Below are 21,327 nucleotides of genomic sequence, written 5' to 3'. Positions count from 1 at the left end.
CGCGGGGCGCTGTTTCACGTGAAACAGCGCCCCGCGGCGTTTCTGGGGCCTTGGCACACGGCTAGGGGTCACGGAGTACGTCGTTGTTTCACGTGAAACAACGACGTACTTATCCCCGCCTCAGACCGGGTTCTTCGCGCGGGTCTGGAAGCGGGCCATGGCAAGGGCGACGGCGCCGTAGAGAGCCGCGATGAGCGCTACCAGCGGGACGGAGCGGCCGTCAGGCGGCAGCATCAGGGCCGCCACCCCCGCGGCGGCGACGAACGAGATGTTGAACAGCACGTCATAGACGGAGAAGATCCGTCCGCGGAAGCCGTCGTCGACCGAGGACTGGACGACCGTGTCGGTGGCGATCTTCGCTCCCTGCGTCGCGACTCCCAGGACGAAGGCGGCCGCCACGGTGGGTGCGGGTTCGAAGAAAAGTCCCAGGGCCGGCTCCAGCACGGCGGTCGCGCCGGCGCAGACCGCGATCCAGCCACCCGGTCCGAACCGTCCCGTGGCCGCAGGCGTCACGAGGGCCGCGACGAAGAATCCCGCTCCCGAGACGCCCAGTGCGAGGCCCAGCAGGGCCAGTCCCTCGGACTCCGTGGACGACCACGCGTACCGGCACAGCATCAGCACCATGACCAGCAGAGCGCCGTAGCAGAACCGCATCACCGTGACCGCGGCCAGGGCCCGCGCCGCGGGGCGTCGGGAGGTGAGGTGGCGTACGCCGGCGAGCAGGTCCCGTGCGGTGCCGGACAGGGCCGCTTTGAGCCGCGGTCGCACCAGCTCCGGGTCCGGCCCGAGCAGGTGTATGCCGAGCCGGAGTGAGGCCAGGGCGGCGCAGAGGTAGAGCGCCGCGCCGAGCAGTACGACGGCGGCGTCCGAATCGGCGCCCACGAGGCGGATGACGAAGGCCAGGCCGCCGCCGACGGTCGCCGCGAGGGTGCCCGCGGTCGGGGAGAGCGAGTTGGCCACGACGAGGCGGTCGGCGTCGACGACGCGGGGCAGCGCGGCCGAGAGACCGGCGAGGACGAAACGGTTGACTGCGGTGACGCAGAGGGCGGAGGCGTAGAAGAGCCAGTCCGGTGCGTGGCTCACCATGAGAGCGGCCGTCGCGGAGGCCAGCAGTACGCGCAGCAGGTTGCCGTAGAGGAAGACCTGGCGTCGGCGCCACCGGTCGAGAAGGACGCCCGCGAAGGGGCCCACGAGGGAGTAGGGCAGCAGCAGGACGGCCATCGCCGAGGCGATGGCGGCGGGCGAGGTCTGCTTCTCCGGGGAGAAGACGACGTACGTGGCGAGCCCGACCTGATACACGCCGTCCGCGCCCTGGGAGAGCAGCCGGAGCGCGAGCAGCCGCCGGAAGTCGCGCAGGCGCAGCAGGACGCGCAGATCACCAACGACAGCCATGGGCACAGCCTCACATAGGGGAAGGCCCCCGGTCGCACGGTGGGGTGCGGTCCGGGGGCCTCGACAGCCCTCAGGGGAAAGGGTGTTTCACGTGAAACACCGCATCCGGAGGAAGGTCAGCGCTCGACCTCGCCCTTGATGAACTTCTCGACGTTCTCGTAGGCCTCGTCGTCGAAGTACTGCACCGGCGGGGACTTCATGAAGTACGAGGACGCGGAGAGGATCGGGCCGCCGATACCGCGGTCCTTGGCGATCTTCGCGGCGCGCACGGCGTCGATGATGACACCGGCCGAGTTCGGGGAGTCCCAGACCTCGAGCTTGTACTCGAGGTTCAGCGGGACCTCGCCGAAGGCGCGACCCTCAAGGCGGACGTACGCCCACTTGCGGTCGTCGAGCCACGCGACGTAGTCGGACGGGCCGATGTGGACGTTCTTCTCGCCCAGCTCACGGTCGCGGATCTGCGAGGTGACGGCCTGCGTCTTCGAGATCTTCTTCGACTCGAGGCGGTCCCGCTCGAGCATGTTCTTGAAGTCCATGTTGCCGCCGACGTTGAGCTGCATGGTGCGCTCGAGACGGACACCGCGGTCCTCGAACAGCTTCGCCATCACGCGGTGCGTGATGGTCGCGCCGACCTGCGACTTGATGTCGTCACCGACGATCGGGACGCCCGCCTCGGTGAACTTGTCAGCCCATTCCTTGGTGCCGGCGATGAAGACCGGAAGGGCGTTGACGAAGGCGACCTTGGCGTCGATGGCGCACTGGGCGTAGAACTTCGCCGCGTCCTCGGAACCGACGGGCAGGTAGCAGACGAGAACGTCGACCTGCTTGTCCTTGAGGATCTGGACGACGTCGACCGGGGCCTCGTCGGACTCCTCGATCGTCTCGCGGTAGTACTTGCCCAAACCGTCGAGCGTGTGACCACGCTGGACCTGGACGCCCGAGTTCGGGACGTCGCAGATCTTGATGGTGTTGTTCTCGGAGGCGCCGATGGCGTCCGCGAGGTCCAGGCCGACCTTCTTCGCGTCGACGTCGAACGCGGCGACGAACTCGACGTCACCGACGTGGTAGTCGCCGAACTGGACGTGCATGAGGCCGGGGACCTTGGTCTCCGGGTCTGCGTCCTTGTAGAACTCGACGCCCTGCACCAGCGAGGCGGCGCAGTTGCCCACGCCAACGATGGCTACGCGAACCGAACCCATTCCGGTTGCTCCCTGTGTGTACTGGTGAAGTCCTGAGCGGACTTCACGTGGCGGTGTCTTCGGACGGATCCGGCCGGGTGCTGTCCCGGTGCCGGGGCAGGCCGCCCGTCTCTCCAGATGTGTCCTGCTGAGCTGCGTCCTCCGGGCCCGGCTTTCGCTGGTCACGCCCCGTGCGCTCGCTCTCGATCAACTCGTTCAGCCAGCGCACCTCGCGCTCCACGGACTCCATGCCGTGGCGCTGCAACTCGAGGGTGTAGTCGTCCAGGCGCTCCCGGGTGCGGGTGAAGGAGAGGCGCATCTTTTCGAGCCGCTCCTCCAGCCGGCTCCGACGGCCTTCGAGCACGCGCATGCGTACGTCGCGCGAGGTCTGCCCGAAGAAGGCGAAACGCGCGGCGAAGTGCTCGTCCTCGTAGGCGTCGGGGCCGGTCTGCGAGAGGAGGTCCTCGAAGTGCTCCTTACCTTCCGCCGTCAACCGGTAGACGATCTTGGCGCGACGCCCGGTGAGCGCGGCCGGAGCGTCGGCGGGACCGGCACCCGGTTCCTCGATCAACCAGCCGCTCGCGACCAGCGTCTTGAGGCAGGGGTACAGCGTCCCGTAGCTGAAGGCGCGGAAGACGCCCAGTGACGTATTGAGTCGTTTGCGCAGCTCATAGCCGTGCATCGGGGACTCGCGGAGCAGCCCGAGTACGGCGAACTCAAGGATGCCGGAGCGCCGGCTCATCGTCGCCTCCTCACTGTCGCGGTCCCATGTATCGACTCTTTATGTCGTGCTGATGTATCGACTCGATACATCTCGACGATAGATCGACCATCCGATTGCGACAAGGGCAAGGACGGTGAACGGCGTCACATCAGGGATTCAAAGGAAGCAACTTGCCTGTTTTGGGGTGAACTTCGGCCCTCGGAGGGTTTTGACGGTGCGTAGTCTGTCCGCCATGCAGACCACCGGGAACCAAGTGATGCCTGGGGGCGTCGTTGTCCCAGGTGCAGTGCGGGTGAGTGCCGGAAGCGGCGCATCCGTACTCCGGGGGGACCGGAAACCAGACGCCGTTTCCAGGCGCGCGTGGCCGCGCCTGCCCGAGGAGTAGTCGTTCGATGAGCGAGCACCGTCGCAAACCGCCGCAGCCGCAGGGCGGCGGGCGCGCCGCGGCCCGACGCGGAGCGTCACCAGAACCGTCGGGCCGCCGTGCGGCGCCGCGCGGCAGCACCGCGTCGCCCTCCGGTTCCTACGATCCCCCGAGTTCCTCGGGCTCGTACGGCAGCCCCGAGGAGGACCGTCCCTGGGGAGGCCGCGCGGAGGCCCGCCGGGCCGCGCAGCGCGGCAGCGGGAGCCGGCGCAAAGCCACCCCCGACGGGGGCGGCGCCGGGCGCGGTGGCGCCGGCGGAGGGGGACGCCGCGGTGGCGGCGGCCCGAGCGGTCCGGGGCGCGGCAGGGGCCGCGGCGCGGGAGGCCCGCAGAAGAAGCGGTTCATCGACTACCCGCGCGCGGGCAAGTACGGCGCCGCTCGGTTCGTGCCGTCCTGGAAGCAGGTCGCCGGTACGTGCTTCGGTTTCCTGCTGCTGGGGATCGGCGCGTTCGGCATCGGCCTGCTGGTCGTGTCCGTGCCGGTCGAGGCACAGGCGGCGCAGGCCCAGTCGAACGTCTTCTACTGGGACGACAACACGCAGATGGCCGCGACGGGCGGCAAGCAGAACCGTCAGATCGTGCCCCTGGACGAGATTCCGAAGTCCATGCGCAATGCGGTCATCTCGGCGGAGAACGCCTCGTTCTATGACGACTCCGGCGTCGACCCGATGGGCATCGCGCGCGCGATGTTCAACATGGCGCGGGGCGGTCAGACGCAGGGCGGCTCGACCATCACCCAGCAGTACGTGAAGAACGCCATGCTGGACGACCAGTCGCAGTCGATCTCCCGCAAGGCCAAGGAACTCTTCATCTCGGTGAAGGTCGGCGCCACGGTCGACAAGGACGACATCCTCAAGGGGTACCTCAACACCGCGTACTTCGGTCGCAACGCCTACGGCATCCAGGCGGCCGCGCGGGCCTACTTCGACACGAATTCCCGGGACCTCACCCCCGAGCAGAGCATCTTCCTCGCCTCGATGCTCAAGGGCCCGAACCTCTACAACCCTGACGGAGGCATCGGCGAGGCCGCGACGCCGGCCGCCAACAAGGCGCGTGCCGAGTCGCGGTGGAAGTGGATCGCCGACCGTGAGGTCGAGGTCGGGAACATGACCAAGGCCGAGCGCAGCAGCCTCAAGGGCTTCCCCGAGACCAAGAAGCAGAAGTCCGCTCTCTCGGGCCAGACGGGCTACCTGGTGGACATCGCCAAGGACTACGTCACCAAGAAGAGCCACATCTCGCCCGAGGCCCTGGAGATGGGTGGCTACAAGATCTACACGACCTTCAACAAGAAGAAGGTCGAACAGCTCCAGAAGGCGGTCAAGGCGACCGAGGACAGTTTCCTCGACCCCAAGCACCGTGCGAAGGACAAGTACGTGCAGTTCGGCGCCGGCTCGGTCGATCCGAACAGCGGTGCCATCGTGGCCTTGTACGGCGGCGCGGGGTACGACCAGGACCACTACACGAACAACGCCAACACCGCGGGTGTCCCCGTCGGCTCCACCTGGAAGCCCTTCGTCCTGGCCTCCGCGATGGAGTACGGCACGAACAAGTCGGGCGGGAAGCCGATCTCCCCGATGAGCCTGTACAACGGCAACGACCTCGTCGTGATCAAGGACCGCAACGGTGATCCCATCCGGGCGGCCGACGGCACGCCGTTCCGGCAGAAGAACGAGAGCGACCGGGCTTGGGGCGACATCACCCTGCGCAAGGCCATGGAGCAGTCGGTCAACTCGCCGTTCGTCCAGCTCGGCATCGATGTGGGCCTGGACAAGACACGCGACCTGGCGAAGAAGGCCGGCATCCTTGAGGGCAGCTTCGACCAGGGCAACAAATACAACGCGTCCTTCTCCCTGGGTACGTCCACGCCGAGCGCCATCCGCATGGCGGACGCCTACGGGTCGTTCGCCGCATCCGGCACGCACTACGACCCGTACTCCGTGACCAAGGCCGTCGACAAGAACGGCAGCGCCCTGCCGGGCTTCGAGAAGCCGAAGTCGGCTCAGGCCATGCCGGCGTCGGTGGCGGACAACGTCACCGATGTCCTGCAGAACGTGGTGAAGAACGGTACGGGCAAGAAGGTCGCGGACATCGGCTTCCCCGTCGCCGGCAAGACCGGTACGACGGACGAGAACAAGTCGGCCTGGTTCGTGGGGTACACCCCGGAGCTGTCGACGGCCGTCACGCTGTTCCGTACCGACCCGCGGTCCAACGGCAAGAAGCTGCTGTCCATGAACGGCACGGGTGGAGTGACCTCCATCCACGGTGGTGACATTCCGGCGCAGATCTGGAAGGACTACATGGCGGCCGCCCTGAAGGGCGTCGACCACAAGAACTTCCCCACGCCCGAGAAGATCGGTGAGATCGTCGGCACTCCGACGCCGACCCCGACGCCGACCCCGTCCGTGACGCCGTCCCCGACCGAGACCGAGACGGTCAAGCCGTCCACGAAGCCGTCCACGAGCCCCACGCCGTCCACCAGCGAGTCGTGCGGCAAGTGGGACTGGAACTGTGACGACAACGGCGGTGCGGGCAATGGCGGCACCGACACGGGCGGCACCGACGGCGGGGGCGGGATGAGCCCCTCGCCGACGGAGAGCGTCACCGAAGGACCTGGAGGCACCAGAGGCAACCAGAACGGGGGCGGCCTGTTCGGAGGGACAGGCTAAGCCGCTCGAAGCAGTGCGCCGAGGGCTGTGCGCGGATCCCGGACGGGAACCCGCGCACAGCCCTCAGTCGTTCCTGGGGCGGGTGGTGGGGCCCTGGACGGGCAGTGGCGGTCCTCGCCGCCTCTCCACACCCTCGCCGTCTTCTCGGCCGCGTACGGCAGGATGTGCGGCATGCCCAGTGCTGAGACGACGTATACGAGCCGCCAGGAGCCGGAGCCGGAGCCGGTACGGCCGACCCGGGAGGACGAGGTCGCGGCGGCCGGCAGCGAGCTCATCGGGGGCCCTGTCGGGCGGCGGGCGCTGATCGGGCGCTCATGGTGGACCCCGGTCCGCGTCATCGCGCTGGTGATGCTCGGCATGTTCGCGCTCGGGATGATCCAGAAATTCCCCTGCTACGACGGTTCGTGGTTCTACGGAGCGAGCTCCCAGTACACGCACGCGTGCTACTCGGACATCCCGCACCTCTACCAGGGGCGCGGGTTCGCCGACGGCCTGGTGCCGTACTTCGACAAGCTCCCCGGCGACATGGAGTACCTCGAGTACCCGGTGCTCACCGGCCTCTTCATGGAGGTCGCCGCCTGGCTGACGCCGGGCAGCGGCTCCATCCAGCACCAGGAACAGGTGTACTGGATGGTGAACGCCGGGATGCTGATGATCTGCGCCGCGGTCATCGCCGTCTGTGTCGCCCGGACCCACCGCAGGCGGCCCTGGGACGGCCTTCTGGTGGCCCTGGCGCCCGCGTTCGCGCTGACGGCCACCATCAACTGGGATCTCTTCGCGGTGGCGCTCACAGCGGCCGCGATGCTGATGTGGTCGCGGGGCCGCGCCCTCGCCTTCGGGGTGCTCCTCGGGCTCGCGACCGCCGCCAAGCTCTACCCCGTCCTCCTTCTCGGCCCGCTGTTCGTGCTGTGCTGGCGGGCCGGGAAGTGGCGGTCCTTCGGCGTCGCGACGGTCGGTGCGGCCGTCTCGTGGGTGGTGGTGAACGCGCCGGTGCTGCTCCTCGCACCCGACGGCTGGTCGAAGTTCTACACGTTCAGCCAGGAGCGCGGCGTGGACTTCGGCTCCTTCTGGCTGATCATCTCCCAGCACCGGGACACGCCGCTCGACACCGATGTCGTCAACACCCTGGCCACGGCCCTGATGGTGCTGGCCTGCCTCGGTGTCGGGGCCCTCACGCTGACCGCACCGCGCCGTCCGCGCTTCGCTCAGCTGGCCTTCCTGGTCGTCGCGGTCTTCATCCTCACCAACAAGGTCTACTCGCCGCAGTACGTCCTGTGGCTGATCCCGCTCGCCGTTCTCGCGCGGCCGAAGTGGCGGGACTTCCTGATCTGGCAGGCCTGTGAGGTCGCGTACTTCCTGGGGATCTGGCTGTACCTCGCCTACACCACCAGCGGTGACAAGCATCAGGGTCTGCCGACCGACGGCTACCAACTGGCCATCGCCGCTCACCTGGTGGGCACGCTGTACCTGTGTGCCGTCATCATCCGCGACATCTGGCTGCCGGACCGGGACGTGGTGCGCCGCGCGGGCGCGGACGACCCGTCGGGCGGCGTACTGGACGGCGCCGAGGACCGCTTCGTCCTGGGGTATGCGGCCCATCCCCCGCGCCACGCGGGCCACGGCGGTGAGCAGCCGCCGGTGAACTGGGGCAAGGACGCGGACAGTTCGCTCTGAGCGAACAGGCGACGTGCAGGGAACGGAATCGGGGCCGGGCACCTCCTAGGTGCCCGGCCCCGATGCGTTCGTCTTCAGTAGCAGCCGGTTCAGCGGTCCACGAGCCGGTCGAACTGTGTCGTGGTGTGCCGCAGATGGGCCACCAGTTCCTCGCCCACCTTCGGCTCGGCGGCGTCCGACGGCACGAACAGGATCGACACCTGCATGTGCGGCGGCTCGGCGAACCAGCGCTGCTTGCCGGACCAGACGTACGGCGCGAGGTTGCGGTTCACCGTCGCGAGGCCGGCCCGGGCGACGCCCTTGGCGCGGGGCATGACACCGTGCAGCGCCTTCGGGGCCTCCAGGCCGACGCCGTGCGACGTTCCGCCCGCCACGACCACGAGCCAGCCGTCGGAGGCCGCCTTCTGCTGGCGGTAGCCGAACCGGTCGCCCTTGGCGACACGCGTGACGTCCAGGACCGCGCCGCGGTACTCGGTCGCCTCGTGGTCGCCCAGCCACAGCCGCGTGCCGATCCGCGCGCGGAAACGGGTCTGCGGGAACTGCTGCTGCAGCCGCGCCAGTTCCTCGGCCTTGAGGTGGCTCACGAACATGGTGTGCAGCGGCAGGCGGGCCGCGCGCAGCCGGTCCATCCAGCCGATGACCTCCTCGACGGCGTCCGAGCCGTCGGTGCGGTCGAGCGGCAGGTGGATGGCGAAGCCCTCCAGGCGCACGTCCTGGATGGCGTGGGCGAGCTGCGGCAGGTCCTGCTCGGTCACGCCGTGCCGCTTCATCGAGGACATGACCTCGACGACGACGCGGGCGCCGACGAGGCCGTGCACGCCGTCGACGGAGGAGACGGAGCGGATGACGCGGTCGGGCAGCGGAACCGGTTCCTCGCCCCGCCGGAACGGGGTCAGGACCAGCAGGTCGCCGCTGAACCAGTCCTTGATCCGGGCGGCTTCGTAGGTGGTTCCGACGGCGAGGATGTCGGAGCCGAGGCGGGAGGCCTCCTCCGCGAGCCGTTCATGGCCGAAGCCGTATCCGTTGCCCTTGCAAACGGGCACGAGCCCCGGAAACTGCTCGAGCACGTGCTTGTGGTGTGCCCGCCAGCGCGCGGTGTCGACGTAGAGCGTGAGCGCCATGGCCGGTCCCGGAACCTTTCTCGTGGCTGCGGTGTATCAGAGGTATGAAGAGTCTTTGGAGCTACGTGAATTGTGCCGGGTCCGCCGGGAAAGCGGGGCGGGGTGGGCCGGGAGGGGCCGCAGGCGGCCCCGTGACCGGCCCGCGGTCAGCGCCGGGACATGTACATGTCCAGCGCCTTGTGCAGCAGTTTGTTGAGCGGGAAGTCCCACTCGCCGAGGTACTCGGCGGCCTCGCCACCCGTGCCGACCTTGAACTGGATGAGGCCGAAGAGGTGGTCGGTCTCGTCCAGCGAGTCGCTGATGCCGCGCAGGTCGTAGACCGTGGCGCCGAGTGCGTAGGAGTCGCGCAGCATGCGCCACTGCATCGCGTTCGAGGGCCGGACCTCGCGGCCGATGTTGTCGGAGGCCCCGTAGGAGTACCAGACGTGTCCGCCGACGACGAGCATCGTCGCCGCCGAGAGGTTCACCCCGTTGTGGCGCGCGAAATACAGCCGCATGCGGTTGGGGTCCTCGGAGTTGAGGGCCGTCCACATGCGCTGGAAGTACGAGAGCGGGCGGGGCCGGAAGTGGTCGCGCACGGCCGTGATCTCGTACAGGCGCTGCCACTCGGCGAGGTCCTGGTAGCCACCCTGGACGACCTCGACCCCTGCCTTCTCGGCCTTCTTGATGTTGCGGCGCCACAGCTGGTTGAAGTTCTTGTGGACTTCTTCCAGGGAGCGGTTGGCGAGCGGCACCTGGAAGACGTAGCGCGGCTGCACGTCACCGAAGCCGGCCCCGCCGTCCTCGCCCTGCTGCCAGCCCATGCGGCGCAGCTTGTCGGCGACCTCGAAGGCGCGGGGCTCGATGAAGTCCGCCTCGATGTCGCGCAGGCGCTTCACATCCGGGTCCTGGATGCCCCTCTTGATCGAAGCGGCTTCCCAGCGCCGGATGATGACGGGCGGGCCCATCTTCACGGAGAAGGCGCCCTGCTGCTTCAGGTGCGCCAGCATCGGGCGCAGCCAGTCGTCGAGGTTGGGGGCGAACCAGTTGATGACCGGGCCCTCGGGGAGGTACGCGAGGTACCGCTTGATCTTGGGGAGCTGGCGGTAGAGGACCAAGCCCGCGCCGACCATCTCGCCGTTGCGGTCGTCGAACCAGCCCATGTTCTCCGAGCGCCACTCGGCCTTCACGTCGGCCCAGGCCGGGACCTGCATGTGACTGGCCGCGGGCAGGCTCTGGAGGTATGCCAGATGCTGCTCGCGGCTGATGGTCCTCAGGGTCAGGCTCATTCGGGGCGCTCCTCGGGCTGGTGTGTCCCCATGGGTACAGGGGCTCCGGCTCTCGCGCGAAGCCTACTGCGCCCTGTGAGCGCCCCGACTGGCCGTATGGGAGGTCGACCCCCTTGAGGGGGCTGGCCTCAGCCGAGGATGCCGCCGAACAGACCGCCGTGGGCCATTCCGATGAAGAAGCCGACGGCCGAGGCGCCGAGACCCAGGATCAGGGCGAAGCGTTCCCGGGTCGTCTCCGACACGTACTGGCCGTAGGCGCCGGTGAGGATGCCGATCAGGCCGGTCCAGGAGCTGAGGAGGTGGAGGTTGTGCCAGATCGAGGTGATGAGGGCGATGATCCCGAGCACCGCGGTCACCGCGAGCAGCGTGTCCGGGACCGGATGGGGCTTTCCGTCCGAGGCGAGAAGAGAGCCTGCGTTGGTGCTGTGCGGTCGCATTGCTTGTGCCATGAGGGCACCTCCTGCGGAAGGCGGCGCATCGTAGCGCCATACACACCCGACGTGTACAGATTGCGGGCCTCTGCTGCCGGATTTCAACCGGAAGCCCCGGGGCGGGTAGTCTGTACCGTCTGCAACGGTGTCTGCACGTGTCCCTACGAGGGACTAGTACCCACTGATCCGCTCGGTTCTCCCTCCGGGAGACCGATTGTCAGTGGTCGCCGATACCGTCGCTCACGCATAACAACCCTCCTGCCACGGAACGACCGTGGCCGCTGAGTCCAAAGGAGGTGGGTTCCACATGCGTCACTACGAGGTGATGGTCATCCTCGACCCCGATCTCGAGGAGCGTGCTGTCTCCCCCCTGATCGAGAACTTCCTCTCCGTCGTCCGCGAGGGCAACGGAAAGGTCGAGAAGGTCGACACCTGGGGCCGTCGTCGTCTCTCGTACGAGATCAAGAAGAAGCCTGAGGGCATCTACTCGGTCATCGACCTGCAGGCCGAGCCTGCGGTCGTCAAGGAGCTCGACCGGCAGATGAACCTGAACGAGTCGGTCCTCCGGACCAAGGTCCTCCGTCCCGAGACCCACTGAACTTCCTAGTTCAGCGGTCCTGGGATCCGAGTAGCAGCAAGCAGTCCGCAGCAAACCCGCCGAGAGGTACCCCATGGCAGGCGAGACCGTCATCACGGTCGTCGGCAATCTTGTCGACGACCCCGAGCTGCGCTTCACCCCCTCCGGTGCGGCGGTCGCGAAGTTCCGTGTCGCGTCCACTCCCCGCACCTTCGACCGGCAGACCAATGAGTGGAAGGACGGCGAGAGCCTGTTCCTGACCTGCTCGGTCTGGCGTCAGGCGGCGGAGAACGTCGCGGAGTCGCTCCAGCGAGGCATGCGCGTCATCGTGCAGGGCCGGCTGAAGCAGCGGTCCTACGACGACCGTGAGGGCGTCAAGCGCACGGTCTACGAGCTGGACGTCGAGGAAGTCGGCGCCAGCCTGCGCAGCGCCACGGCCAAGGTCACCAAGACCAGCGGCCGCGGTGGCCAGGGCGGTTACGGCGGCGGCGCCGGCGGCGGCCAGCAGGGCGGCGGCTGGAGCGGTGGCTCCGGCGGCGGTCAGCAGCAGGGTGGCGGCGGGGCTCCCGCCGACGACCCCTGGGCGACCGGTGCGCCGGCCGGCGGCAGCGGTCAGCAGCAGGGCGGCGGCGGTGGCGGCTGGGGCGGAAGCTCTGGCGGTTCCGGCGGCGGCTACTCGGACGAGCCCCCCTTCTAGGCCCTCGGGCCGAGGGTGGGCCGTACCCCCACTTCTTGATCACACAGGAGATACACCATGGCGAAGCCGCCTGTGCGCAAGCCGAAGAAGAAGGTCTGCGCTTTCTGCAAGGACAAGGTCACGTACGTGGACTACAAGGACACGAACATGCTGCGGAAGTTCATTTCCGACCGCGGCAAGATCCGTGCCCGCCGCGTGACCGGCAACTGCACGCAGCACCAGCGTGACGTCGCCACGGCCGTGAAGAACAGCCGTGAGATGGCGCTGCTGCCCTACACGTCCACCGCGCGATAAGGAAGGGTGACCGAAACATGAAGATCATCCTTACCCACGAGGTCTCCGGCCTCGGTGCCGCCGGCGAGGTCGTCGACGTCAAGGACGGGTACGCCCGTAACTACCTGATCCCGCGGAACTTCGCGATCCGCTGGACCAAGGGTGGCGAGAAGGACGTCGCGCAGATCCGTCGTGCGCGCAAGATCCACGAGATCGCCACGATCGAGCAGGCCAACGAGATCAAGGCCAAGCTCGAAGGTGTGAACGTCCGTCTGGCCGTCCGCTCCGGCGACGCCGGTCGTCTCTTCGGTTCTGTCACCCCGGCTGACGTCGCTTCGGCGATCGAGGCTGCCGGTGGCCCGAAGATCGACAAGCGCCGTGTCGAGCTGGGCTCGCCGATCAAGACGCTGGGCGCCCACGAGACGTCCGTGCGTCTGCACCCCGAGGTTGCCGCCAAGGTCAACGTCGAGGTCGTCGCTGCCTGAGGCCTGCGCTGAGCAGAGCTGAAGCAGATGTGGGGCCGCACCCTTCGGGGTGCGGCCCCACACGCGTGTGGTGTGCCGGTGCGGGGCACCGTTTCACGTGAAACGGTGCCCCGCGTCCACAGGGTCGGCTCATCGCGTCGCGCCGGTGACCGCCCAGCGCCCGGACCGATAGCGCGTCCACAGGGTGACCGTGCGCATCGCCATCATGAGCATCATGGCGCCCCACACGGCGGTGAGGCCGCCGCCGAGTACCGGTACCAGCAAGGCCACCGGGGTGAAGACCGCGAGGGTGACGATCATGGCCCAGGCCAGGTACGGTCCGTCCCCCGCGCCCATCAGGACGCCGTCGAGCACGTATACGAGGCCGCAGAGCGGCTGGGCGAGGGCCACCACGATCAGGGCGCCCACGGCCGCGTCCTGGACGGTCCGGTCACTGGTGAACAGCGGGACGTACACGGGACGCGTGGCGACGACCAGGACGGCGAGGACCACACCCGCGGCGAGGCCCCACTGCACCATGCGTCGGCAGACGTCCCGCGCCCCCGCCGCGTCGTCGGCGCCGAGGTACCGGCCGATGATGGCCTGGCCGGCGATGGCGATGGCGTCGAGGGCGAAAGCGAGCAGGCTCCACAGCGACAGGATGATCTGGTGCGCGGCCACGTCGGCATCACCGAGCCGGGCGGCCACGGCTGTGGCGATCATGAGGATGGCGCGCAGCGAGAGCGTACGGACGAGCAGGGGTACGCCGGCCTGGGCGCAGGCCCGGATGCCGGCGATGTCCGGGCGCAGCGAGGCGCCGTGGCGCCGGGCTCCGCGGACGACCACGACCAGATAGACGGCGGCCATGCCTACCTGGGCGATGACGGTGCCCCAGGCGGATCCGGCGATACCGAGGCCGGCGCCGTAGACCAGCCCGAGGTTGAGCGCGGCGTTGGCGACGAAACCGGCGATGGCGACGTACAGCGGGGTCTTGGTGTTCTGCAGGCCACGCAGGATGCCGGTGGCAGCGAGAACCACGAGCATGGCGGGGATGCCGAGCGCGGAGACGCGCAGGTAGGTGACGGCGTAGGGCGCGGCCGTGTCGGAGGCGCCGAAGAGAGCGATCAGGCCGGGAGCGGTGGGCAGGACGATCGCGATGACGGCGGCGCCCAGGAGGAGGGCGAGCCAGACTCCGTCCATGCCCTGCTGGATCGCTGCCCGCAGATCACCCGAGCCGACGCGGCGTGCGACAGCGGCCGTGGTGGCGTAGGCGAGGAAGACGAAGATGCTGACGGCTGTCGTGAGGAGCGCGGAGGCGATGGCGAGTCCCGCCAGCTGGGCCGTGCCGAGGTGCCCGACGATGGCGCTGTCGGCCATGAGGAAGAGGGGCTCCGCGACGAGTGCGCCGAAGGCGGGTACGGCGAGGGCGACGATCTCTCGGTCGTGCCGGCGCCGGGCGGCGCGGGGTGTCACGGAAGCCTGTGTCATGGGCACCAATCTAATCTTCCACAGGTAAGAGATGCAACGGGCCTGCGATCCTTACGTGTGGCGGGTTCGTGTGCGTCGTGGAAGGGGGCTTTCGTGGATCTTGGGCTGACCGGGAAAGTTTTTCTTCTGCACAGCCAGTGGACGGGGTATGCGCAGGTCAGGCCGGTTGTGGTGGAACGGCTGAGGGCTTGTTCACAGGCCTGTCCACCGGGTCGTGCACAGGTTTTCCCGAGTTCTCCACAGCGAGAGGCCCGTCGTCCACAGTGCCTGTGGATAACCAGATTGGCTGACGGTGCCGACGGGCCTACCGTGGGGCGGCGCCCACCGTGTCCTCCGGCCCCGGAAACCTCGAGAAACCGACGCGTCAGAACCGGAATCGGGCCCCTAGTTTTGTCAGTGTCGTGCCGTAGGAATGTGAGGCACGGCGAGGTCCGCTCGGCGGACGGGAGGAGGTGGCCCGGTGAGTATTTCCGAGCCCTTGGACGACCCCTGGGCCGACAGCGGTCCCAGTGACCGCCTGCCTTCTTCCCGGCAGAGCCGTAACGGTGGCCGCGGCCGGGGTGACGAGCACGAGCGCGGCCGGGAAGGCGACGCCTGGGACGACGGGCCGGCCACCTTCGAGCGGGTACCGCCGCAGGACCTGGGCGCCGAGCAGTCGGTGCTCGGTGGCATGCTCCTGTCCAAGGACGCGATCGCGGACGTCGTGGAGGTACTCAAGGGCGCCGACTTCTACAAGCCGGCTCACGAGATGATCTTCCAGGCGGTTCTCGACGTCTACGCCAAGGGCGAGCCGGCCGACCCGATCACCATCGCCGCGGAGCTGACCAAGCGCGGGGAGATCAACAAGGTCGGCGGCGCATCGTATCTGCACACGCTCGTCCAGACCGTCCCGACGGCTGCGAACGCCGAGTACTACGCGGAGATCGTCCACGAGCGCGCCGTGCTGCGTCGCCTGGTCGAGGCGGGTACGCGGATCACGCAGATGGGGTACGCGGCCGACGACGACGTCGACGAGATCGTCAACAAGGCGCAGGCCGAGATCTACGCGGTCACCGAGCAGCGCACGAGCGAGGATTACCTGCCGCTCGGCGACATCATGGAAGGTGCCCTCGACGAGATCGAGGCGATCGGGTCGCGCAGCGGCGAGATGACCGGTGTGCCGACCGGCTTCACGGACTTCGACTCGCTGACGAACGGCCTGCACCCGGGCCAGATGATCGTGATCGCCGCCCGTCCCGCCATGGGCAAGTCGACGCTCGCGCTGGACTTCGCGCGGGCGGCGTCGATCAAGCACAACCTCCCCAGCGTCATCTTCTCCCTGGAGATGGGGCGCAACGAGATCGCGATGCGCCTGCTCTCCGCCGAGGCGCGCGTGGCTCTGCACCACATGCGTTCCGGCACGATGACGGATGAGGACTGGACGCGACTCGCCCGCCGGATGCCCGAGGTCTCGGCCGCACCGCTGTACATCGACGACTCCCCGAACCTGTCGATGATGGAGATCCGCGCGAAGTGCCGTCGGCTCAAGCAGCGCAACGACATCAAGCTCGTGATCATCGACTACTTGCAGCTCATGCAGGCCGGCGGGTCGAAGCGGTCCGAGAGCCGTCAGCAGGAGGTGTCGGACATGTCGCGAAACCTCAAGCTGCTGGCCAAGGAGCTGGAAGTTCCGGTGATCGCGCTCTCGCAGCTGAACCGTGGTCCCGAGCAGCGCACGGACAAAAAGCCGATGGTCTCCGACCTGCGTGAGTCCGGCTCCATCGAGCAGGACGCGGACATGGTCATCCTGCTCCACCGCGAGGACGCGTACGAGAAGGAGTCCCCGCGCGCGGGCGAGGCCGACATCATCGTCGGCAAGCACCGTAACGGTCCGACGGCCACCATCACGGTCGCTTTCCAGGGCCACTACTCACGCTTCGTGGACATGGCGCAGACCTGAGGGGCCCGATTTTGTAGGGGTTCGCATTTCCGATGTCCCTTTCTCATTGACGGTGGCCTTTTTCTGGCCCAAGGGACAGCACAGTGAGACGAACTCCTGTCTGAATCGTTCGCCCGTAGTAGTGCAGATCCCGGTCTCGACCTATGGAATGGCGTTCTCCGACACGATCGTGGAGATGTATCAGCTGATCGAGGCCGGGGCCTCGCTCCAAGTTCGCTGCGCGGGGAAGCACCAGACGGTGAGCGTCGGCGCCGCCGTGACCGTAGCCGTTACGGCGGCTCAGCGGTGAATGCCGTTCTTTGCCGCCAGGTTCAGCAGAACCTCTGCCAACGCAGGCTTCTGTCCGAGGGCCAGAAACGCCAGGGCTGGGGAACCGTCCCGCTCGATCTCGAACCTGTGGCAGACCATCAGGAAGGACATGGTGCCGATCTGGTGATTCAGCACCCTCACGTTGCTCCACGCCACCGCATCCCGCACGCCGCCGGTCAGGTTGGTGACGACCAGGCCGCCCGTGTGGAGACAGCACCTGCTGATCCCGAGCCTGGCAGTACCGCGACTCCATGCCAGCCTTAGACCGTAGATGGCGAGCACCACGGCCATGATGAAGGCACCCTTGGCGAACGCCGCCGGCGGTCTGCGGACGACCAGCAGGAAGAGCAGGACGGCAGCCAGTGCCACGACGCTGCGCCGCGCCAACTGCAGGAGACCGCCTCCGACGCCCGCTATGGGGTAACTCCCGAGCCGCTCGCCCAGGCCGATCCCGAACCCGTTCATGTCCTGTTGCACGATCGATTGCCTTCCTTGGAAGAAACTACGATGTGGACGCACAGCGTCAGAGGGAAAGCCCTTGCCGTGTTCGCGCGGAGTCCCGCCGGTGACGGGCGGGCCATGGCTGGGTCTCCGCGATAAGTTGAGCCATAGTCAGGTGCGGTGCCCGTCATCCTTTCGTCGCTGCTCGCCTCGGCTGCCTGCTCCGCCCCCAGGGGGAGAGCATCTGTCGGTGATCTGCTGGATTCGGCGTTCTGCGGGCCGCCCGAGCGGGCCGGCTCATCGCTGCGCCCTGCCGATGAGGTGGGCGAGGAGGAGGCCGCGGGGGATCATCCGCGCGATCTGGACGTGCTCGGTGTCCGCGTGGGCGCCGCCGCCCACCGCGCCCAGGCCGTCCAGCGTCGGGCAGCCAGCAGCCGCGGTCCAGTTGCCGTCCGAGGCGCCGCCGACGGCGATCCCCCGCAGGGGCTCCTGGCCCAGTTCGGCGGCGAGGCGGGAAGCGAGGGCGAACAGTTCGGCGGAGGACTCCGGTTCCATGGGCGGCCGTTGCGCACCGCCCCGGATCTCCAACCGGGCGCCGGGTGTTCGCACAGTGAGTTCCCGGATCAGCCCATCGATCCATTCCTGCGCCGCCGTGGTCGGAACGCGCACGTCCACCGACACCCGCGCCCGTGCGGGCACCGTGTTGCGCGCGCTGCCGGCCGACAGCAGGGTGGGCGTGACCGTCGAGACGCCCAGGACAGGGTGGGCGGCACCGACGGCGCCCATCGCGGCCCCGATACCGGCGACGGCCAGCACCTGGTGAGCGGCCTCGACGGCGGCGTTGACCCCCCGGTGCGGCTCCTGCCCGGCGTGCGCGGCCCTGCCGTGCACCACGACCTCGTACCGTGAGGTGCCCTTGCGGGCGGTCTTGAGCGCACCCGCCTCGTCCGCTGCCGCCTCCAGTACGAAGGCGGCCCCGCACGCCCGCGCCGCCTCCTCGATCATCTTCCGGGATGTCGGGGAGCCGACCTCCTCGTCCCCGTTGACCAGCACGCACACCCCGTCAGGGGAGGGAAGCGAGGCCAGCGCGTGGAACATCTGCACCAGACCCGCCTTCATGTCCAGCACTCCGGGCCCCCGGGCGATCCCGTCGGCCACCGACCAGGGACGGTCCTCAAGCGAGCCGATGGGCCAGACTGTGTCGTGGTGGCCCAGCAGCAGTACCCGCGGGGTGCCGAAGGCCCACCGCAGATGGGTCACCCCGTCGATCACGATCGTCTCCGGCTCGGCCCCCAGCAGCCTCGCGCCGAGGGCGCCGACCACCTCGGCACTGCGCGCCACCGCCGCATGGTCTGCCGAGAAGGACTCGCAGGCGACGAGCTCCTCAAGATCTGCGAGCATCGCCGCCAGGGCGAGCGCGGACCCCCGGGTCACCGGCCCCACCCCTGCTCAAGTCCCTGTCGCGACAACACACTTCCCCCTTGGGTCTCATGGGTGATTGGGGCGGCGGCGCGCTCCCCTCCGGTGCGCCGCCGCGTGAACGACGCTAGGACCGGGCCAGGCATTACACCAGCGACTGGTTTGCATGGAATCTATGCGCCAGAGGAATGTGTTCGGGCAAGATGGCCGACTGATCAATGGCCGGGTGAGGGTCTTGGTGACGGGAGGAACATGTTCGAGATCGACGCGCTGCGGCTGCTCGTGACCGTGGCCGAGGCCGGGTCGTTCACGCATGCCGCCGACCGGCTCAACTACACACAGTCCGCAGTGTCCCGGCGGATCGCCACGCTGGAACAGCAGGCGGGCGGACCCCTGTTCGAGCGGCTGCCGCGTGGCGTGCGGCTCAATCCCGCCGGGCGGGCGCTGCACCGGCACGCCGTGGAGGTGCTCGACCGGCTGGCGCGGGCGCAGCGGGAACTGGCCGTGCTGCATGCGGGCCACGGCGGACTGCTGCACGTGGGTGCGTTCGCCACCGCCAACATCCAGCTGCTGCCCACCGCCCTGCGCGCCCTCCAGCAGACCAGGCCGGACGTCGAGGTCGTCGCGGTCGAGGGCCCGACCGACACGCTGATGCGGCGCCTCGCGGACGGGGCGCTGGACCTCGCCATCGTCAGCGACTATCCCTCCGGGCTGCCGTCTGCCGACGGCGTCACCACGACCGTTCTGTACGAGGACGAACTGCTCGTCGCCCTCCCACGCGAGCACCGTCTGGCCGAGGCCGGGACGGTCGACCTGCGCGAACTACGCGACGAGCCCTGGGTACAGAGCGCCTACGGCGACCGCCCGACGATGCTCGCCGACGCCTGCGCGCGGGCCGGCTTCACCCCCCAGAAGATCATCCGGATCGCGGAGTGGACCGGGAAATTCGGCTACGTCGCCGCCGGACTCGGCGTTGCACTGGTCCCCTCCCTGGCCGCCTGCGCCGTCCCCGATGAAGTCGTCCTGTGCCGCCTCGCCGACCCCGCCCTGCGCCGCACCCTCCACGCGGCCCTGCCCGCCACCCCTCTGCCAGCGGCACTGGAACTGCGGGACCTGTTGCGCAACGTCGTCGGCTGACCCCCTCGGCATGGCGAGCTTCGCCTTAATAGCGAGTGTGCGCTCAAGGTACCGGCAGGCAAGCAAGGGCCAAGATCGCGAGATAGAAGTGCTGTGTCCCTTAAATGAGACGGCCAGAGAAAACCAGGTCGCCTCAACTGAACGGGACAGTCTGAATGGGGGCCTACACGATCGGTCGGACCGGTCGCCCGGTCCGCCGCTGGTGAAATCGGCTCGACGCGGTCCGGTGTGCGGGGTGGACTGGGGCCATGACCATTCCCGCAGAGCTGTTGCCTGCCACTCGACGTGCCCTCTTGCACCGCATCGCTGTCGCGCAGCGGGACGGGCGTGCCCCGTCTCTCGTCGCCGCCGTCGCCCGGGACGGGGAGTTGGTGTGGTCCGGCTCGCGTACTTCGGTGGAAGGCCACGGGCCGGACGAGGACGTGCAGTACCGGATCGGTTCGATCACGAAGACCTTCACCGCCGTGCTCGTCCTGCGGCTTCGCGACGAGGGGTTGCTGGATCTCGGGGACCCGCTGGAGAAGCATCTCCCCGGGACCGGCGCGGGTGAGGTCACGATCGCCGAACTCCTCGCGCACACCGGTGGGCTGGCGGCCGAGACACCGGGTGAGTGGTGGGAGCGTTCGTCCGCCACGCTCCGCCCGACCCTCGCGGAGGTCCTCGGTGAGCAGCCCTTCCGGCATCCGGTCGGGCGCCGCCATCACTACTCCAATCCTGGCTATACGTTGCTGGGCTCGCTGGTGGCAGCGGTGCGCGGGATCACCTGGGAGGAGGCCCTGCGCCGCGAGGTCCTTCAACCGCTCGGCCTGACCCGCACCAGCTGCACACCGGAGGCGCCGCACGCCGGGGGCTGGGCCGTGCATCCGTACGCAGATGTCCTGTTGCCGGAACCGAGCCAGGACCTCGGTCTGATGGCACCTGCCGGGCAACTCTGGTCCACCGCCCGTGACCTGGCCTCCTTCGCGTTCTTCCTGGCCACGGGGGACGAGCGGGTGCTGAGCGCGGAGTCCGTACGGGAGATGCGGACACCGGCGGCGCCGGTCGTGCCCGGTGACTGGGAGGCGTCGTACGGGCTCGGGACGCAGGTGCTGCGCCGGGACGGCCGGACGCTGGTGGGCCACACCGGTTCCCTGCCCGGCTTCGTGGCGGGGCTGTGGCTGTGCGAGGAGGACGGGCTCGCGGCGGCCACGCTCGTCAACTGCACCTCAGGGGTGCCGGCCCCTACGGTGGCTGCCGATCTGCTGAAGATCGTGGCGGAGGCCGAGCCGCGCATCCCCGCGCCCTGGCGGCCGCTCGCCGATGTCGACGCCGGCATGTTGGAGCTGGTCGGCCCCTGGTACTGGGGGACCCAGGTCGTGGCGCTGCGGCTTTCAGCCGATGGCGGAGTGGACCTGGGCCCGGCGGCCGGTGGTGGGCGGCGTTCCCGGTTCCGGCCGAACGGTGACGGCACTTGGACCGGCCTCGACGGGTACTACGCGGGGGAGGTGCTCCAGGCTGTGCGGCGGCCCGACGGTTCCGTGAGCCACCTGGACCTCGGGTCGTTCGTCTTCACGCGGGAGCCGTACGGCCAGAACACTCCGGTGCCGGGCGGCGTGGACGCGGAGGGCTGGCGGGGACTGCCGAGGTAGGGCCATGCGGGACAGCCCGCTTCACGAAGAGGCCCCGTTTCACGTGAAACGGGGCCTGCCTGGTGTTTCACGTGAAAC

Annotated in this window: 18 protein-coding genes; 9 read left to right on the top strand and 9 right to left on the bottom strand. The window is 68.7% G+C overall.

Going from position 1 to position 21,327, the window contains the following annotated elements:
* Positions 1 to 120: 120 nt before the first annotated feature.
* From ABZY33_RS04260 to ABZY33_RS04250, 3 genes are all read right to left on the bottom strand, one after another.
* Positions 121 to 1,392, bottom strand: a complete 1,272-nt coding sequence (locus tag ABZY33_RS04260; protein ID WP_356489910.1) for an MFS transporter — start codon at positions 1,390 to 1,392, stop codon at positions 121 to 123.
* 116 nt (positions 1,393 to 1,508) lie between these two features.
* Entirely contained in the window at positions 1,509 to 2,591 is a 1,083-nt protein-coding gene (locus tag ABZY33_RS04255) for an inositol-3-phosphate synthase (RefSeq protein WP_356489909.1), read from the bottom strand.
* A gap of 43 nt (positions 2,592 to 2,634) precedes the next feature.
* Complete coding sequence (locus ABZY33_RS04250) at positions 2,635 to 3,312, bottom strand: PadR family transcriptional regulator (RefSeq protein WP_356489908.1); 678 nt, start codon at positions 3,310 to 3,312, stop codon at positions 2,635 to 2,637.
* A 374-nt stretch (positions 3,313 to 3,686) separates the two neighbouring features.
* Between ABZY33_RS04250 and ABZY33_RS04245 the strand changes: the two genes are divergently transcribed.
* Positions 3,687 to 6,383, top strand: a complete 2,697-nt coding sequence (locus ABZY33_RS04245; protein WP_356489907.1) for a transglycosylase domain-containing protein — start codon at positions 3,687 to 3,689, stop codon at positions 6,381 to 6,383.
* A gap of 171 nt (positions 6,384 to 6,554) precedes the next feature.
* Positions 6,555 to 8,057 carry a glycosyltransferase 87 family protein gene (locus ABZY33_RS04240; protein ID WP_356489906.1) on the top strand — a complete coding sequence of 501 codons (1,503 nt, stop codon included), beginning with the start codon at positions 6,555 to 6,557 and terminating at the stop codon, positions 8,055 to 8,057.
* A gap of 89 nt (positions 8,058 to 8,146) precedes the next feature.
* Here the strand turns inward: ABZY33_RS04240 and ABZY33_RS04235 are convergent, their stop codons facing one another.
* From ABZY33_RS04235 to ABZY33_RS04225, 3 genes are all read right to left on the bottom strand, one after another.
* Positions 8,147 to 9,178, bottom strand: coding sequence for an alanine racemase (locus tag ABZY33_RS04235; RefSeq protein WP_356489905.1), 1,032 nt, complete (start codon positions 9,176 to 9,178; stop codon positions 8,147 to 8,149).
* A 146-nt stretch (positions 9,179 to 9,324) separates the two neighbouring features.
* Complete coding sequence (gene femX / locus ABZY33_RS04230) at positions 9,325 to 10,446, bottom strand: peptidoglycan bridge formation glycyltransferase FemX (RefSeq protein ID WP_356489904.1); 1,122 nt, start codon at positions 10,444 to 10,446, stop codon at positions 9,325 to 9,327.
* 128 nt (positions 10,447 to 10,574) lie between these two features.
* Positions 10,575 to 10,895, bottom strand: coding sequence for a hypothetical protein (locus tag ABZY33_RS04225; protein WP_356489903.1), 321 nt, complete (start codon positions 10,893 to 10,895; stop codon positions 10,575 to 10,577).
* A gap of 289 nt (positions 10,896 to 11,184) precedes the next feature.
* On the opposite strand from ABZY33_RS04225, the gene rpsF reads away from it, so the two are divergent.
* The 4 genes from rpsF (at position 11,185) to rplI (ending at position 12,909) form a co-directional block, all read left to right on the top strand.
* Complete coding sequence (rpsF, locus tag ABZY33_RS04220; protein WP_006604399.1) at positions 11,185 to 11,475, top strand: 30S ribosomal protein S6; 291 nt, start codon at positions 11,185 to 11,187, stop codon at positions 11,473 to 11,475.
* 73 nt (positions 11,476 to 11,548) lie between these two features.
* Positions 11,549 to 12,151 (top strand): single-stranded DNA-binding protein, encoded by a 603-nt coding sequence (locus ABZY33_RS04215; RefSeq protein ID WP_356489902.1) that lies wholly within the window; start codon positions 11,549 to 11,551, stop codon positions 12,149 to 12,151.
* Between the two features lie 57 nt (positions 12,152 to 12,208).
* A complete protein-coding gene (rpsR, locus tag ABZY33_RS04210) occupies positions 12,209 to 12,445 on the top strand; it encodes a 30S ribosomal protein S18 (protein ID WP_003949403.1) in 237 nt (78 codons plus the stop codon).
* Between the two features lie 17 nt (positions 12,446 to 12,462).
* Positions 12,463 to 12,909, top strand: coding sequence for a 50S ribosomal protein L9 (gene rplI, locus ABZY33_RS04205; protein WP_324774709.1), 447 nt, complete (start codon positions 12,463 to 12,465; stop codon positions 12,907 to 12,909).
* A gap of 129 nt (positions 12,910 to 13,038) precedes the next feature.
* Here the strand turns inward: rplI and ABZY33_RS04200 are convergent, their stop codons facing one another.
* Positions 13,039 to 14,376, bottom strand: coding sequence for an MATE family efflux transporter (locus ABZY33_RS04200; RefSeq protein WP_356489901.1), 1,338 nt, complete (start codon positions 14,374 to 14,376; stop codon positions 13,039 to 13,041).
* A 460-nt stretch (positions 14,377 to 14,836) separates the two neighbouring features.
* Here ABZY33_RS04200 and dnaB point away from each other — a divergent pair, with 460 nt between their 5' ends.
* Positions 14,837 to 16,315, top strand: a complete 1,479-nt coding sequence (dnaB, locus tag ABZY33_RS04195; protein WP_356489900.1) for a replicative DNA helicase — start codon at positions 14,837 to 14,839, stop codon at positions 16,313 to 16,315.
* A gap of 279 nt (positions 16,316 to 16,594) precedes the next feature.
* Here dnaB and ABZY33_RS04190 read toward each other — a convergent pair whose 3' ends face one another.
* Both ABZY33_RS04190 and ABZY33_RS04185 read right to left on the bottom strand, forming a co-directional pair.
* Positions 16,595 to 17,101: a hypothetical protein gene (locus ABZY33_RS04190; protein WP_356489899.1), complete on the bottom strand. Its 507-nt coding sequence runs from the start codon at positions 17,099 to 17,101 to the stop codon at positions 16,595 to 16,597.
* 261 nt (positions 17,102 to 17,362) lie between these two features.
* On the bottom strand, positions 17,363 to 18,466 hold the full coding sequence (locus tag ABZY33_RS04185) for a M20 family metallopeptidase (protein ID WP_356489954.1): 1,104 nt from the start codon (positions 18,464 to 18,466) through the stop codon (positions 17,363 to 17,365).
* Positions 18,467 to 18,736: 270 nt separating this feature from the next.
* On the opposite strand from ABZY33_RS04185, the gene ABZY33_RS04180 reads away from it, so the two are divergent.
* Positions 18,737 to 19,621 (top strand): LysR family transcriptional regulator, encoded by an 885-nt coding sequence (locus ABZY33_RS04180; RefSeq protein WP_356489898.1) that lies wholly within the window; start codon positions 18,737 to 18,739, stop codon positions 19,619 to 19,621.
* A 248-nt stretch (positions 19,622 to 19,869) separates the two neighbouring features.
* Positions 19,870 to 21,249, top strand: a complete 1,380-nt coding sequence (locus tag ABZY33_RS04175; RefSeq protein WP_356489897.1) for a serine hydrolase domain-containing protein — start codon at positions 19,870 to 19,872, stop codon at positions 21,247 to 21,249.
* Positions 21,250 to 21,327 lie beyond the last annotated feature (78 nt).

It is taken from the genome of Streptomyces sp. NPDC006552 (assembly GCF_040611655.1).
Classification (GTDB): domain Bacteria; phylum Actinomycetota; class Actinomycetes; order Streptomycetales; family Streptomycetaceae; genus Streptomyces.
This window is presented reverse-complemented; position numbering and strand designations above follow the sequence as displayed.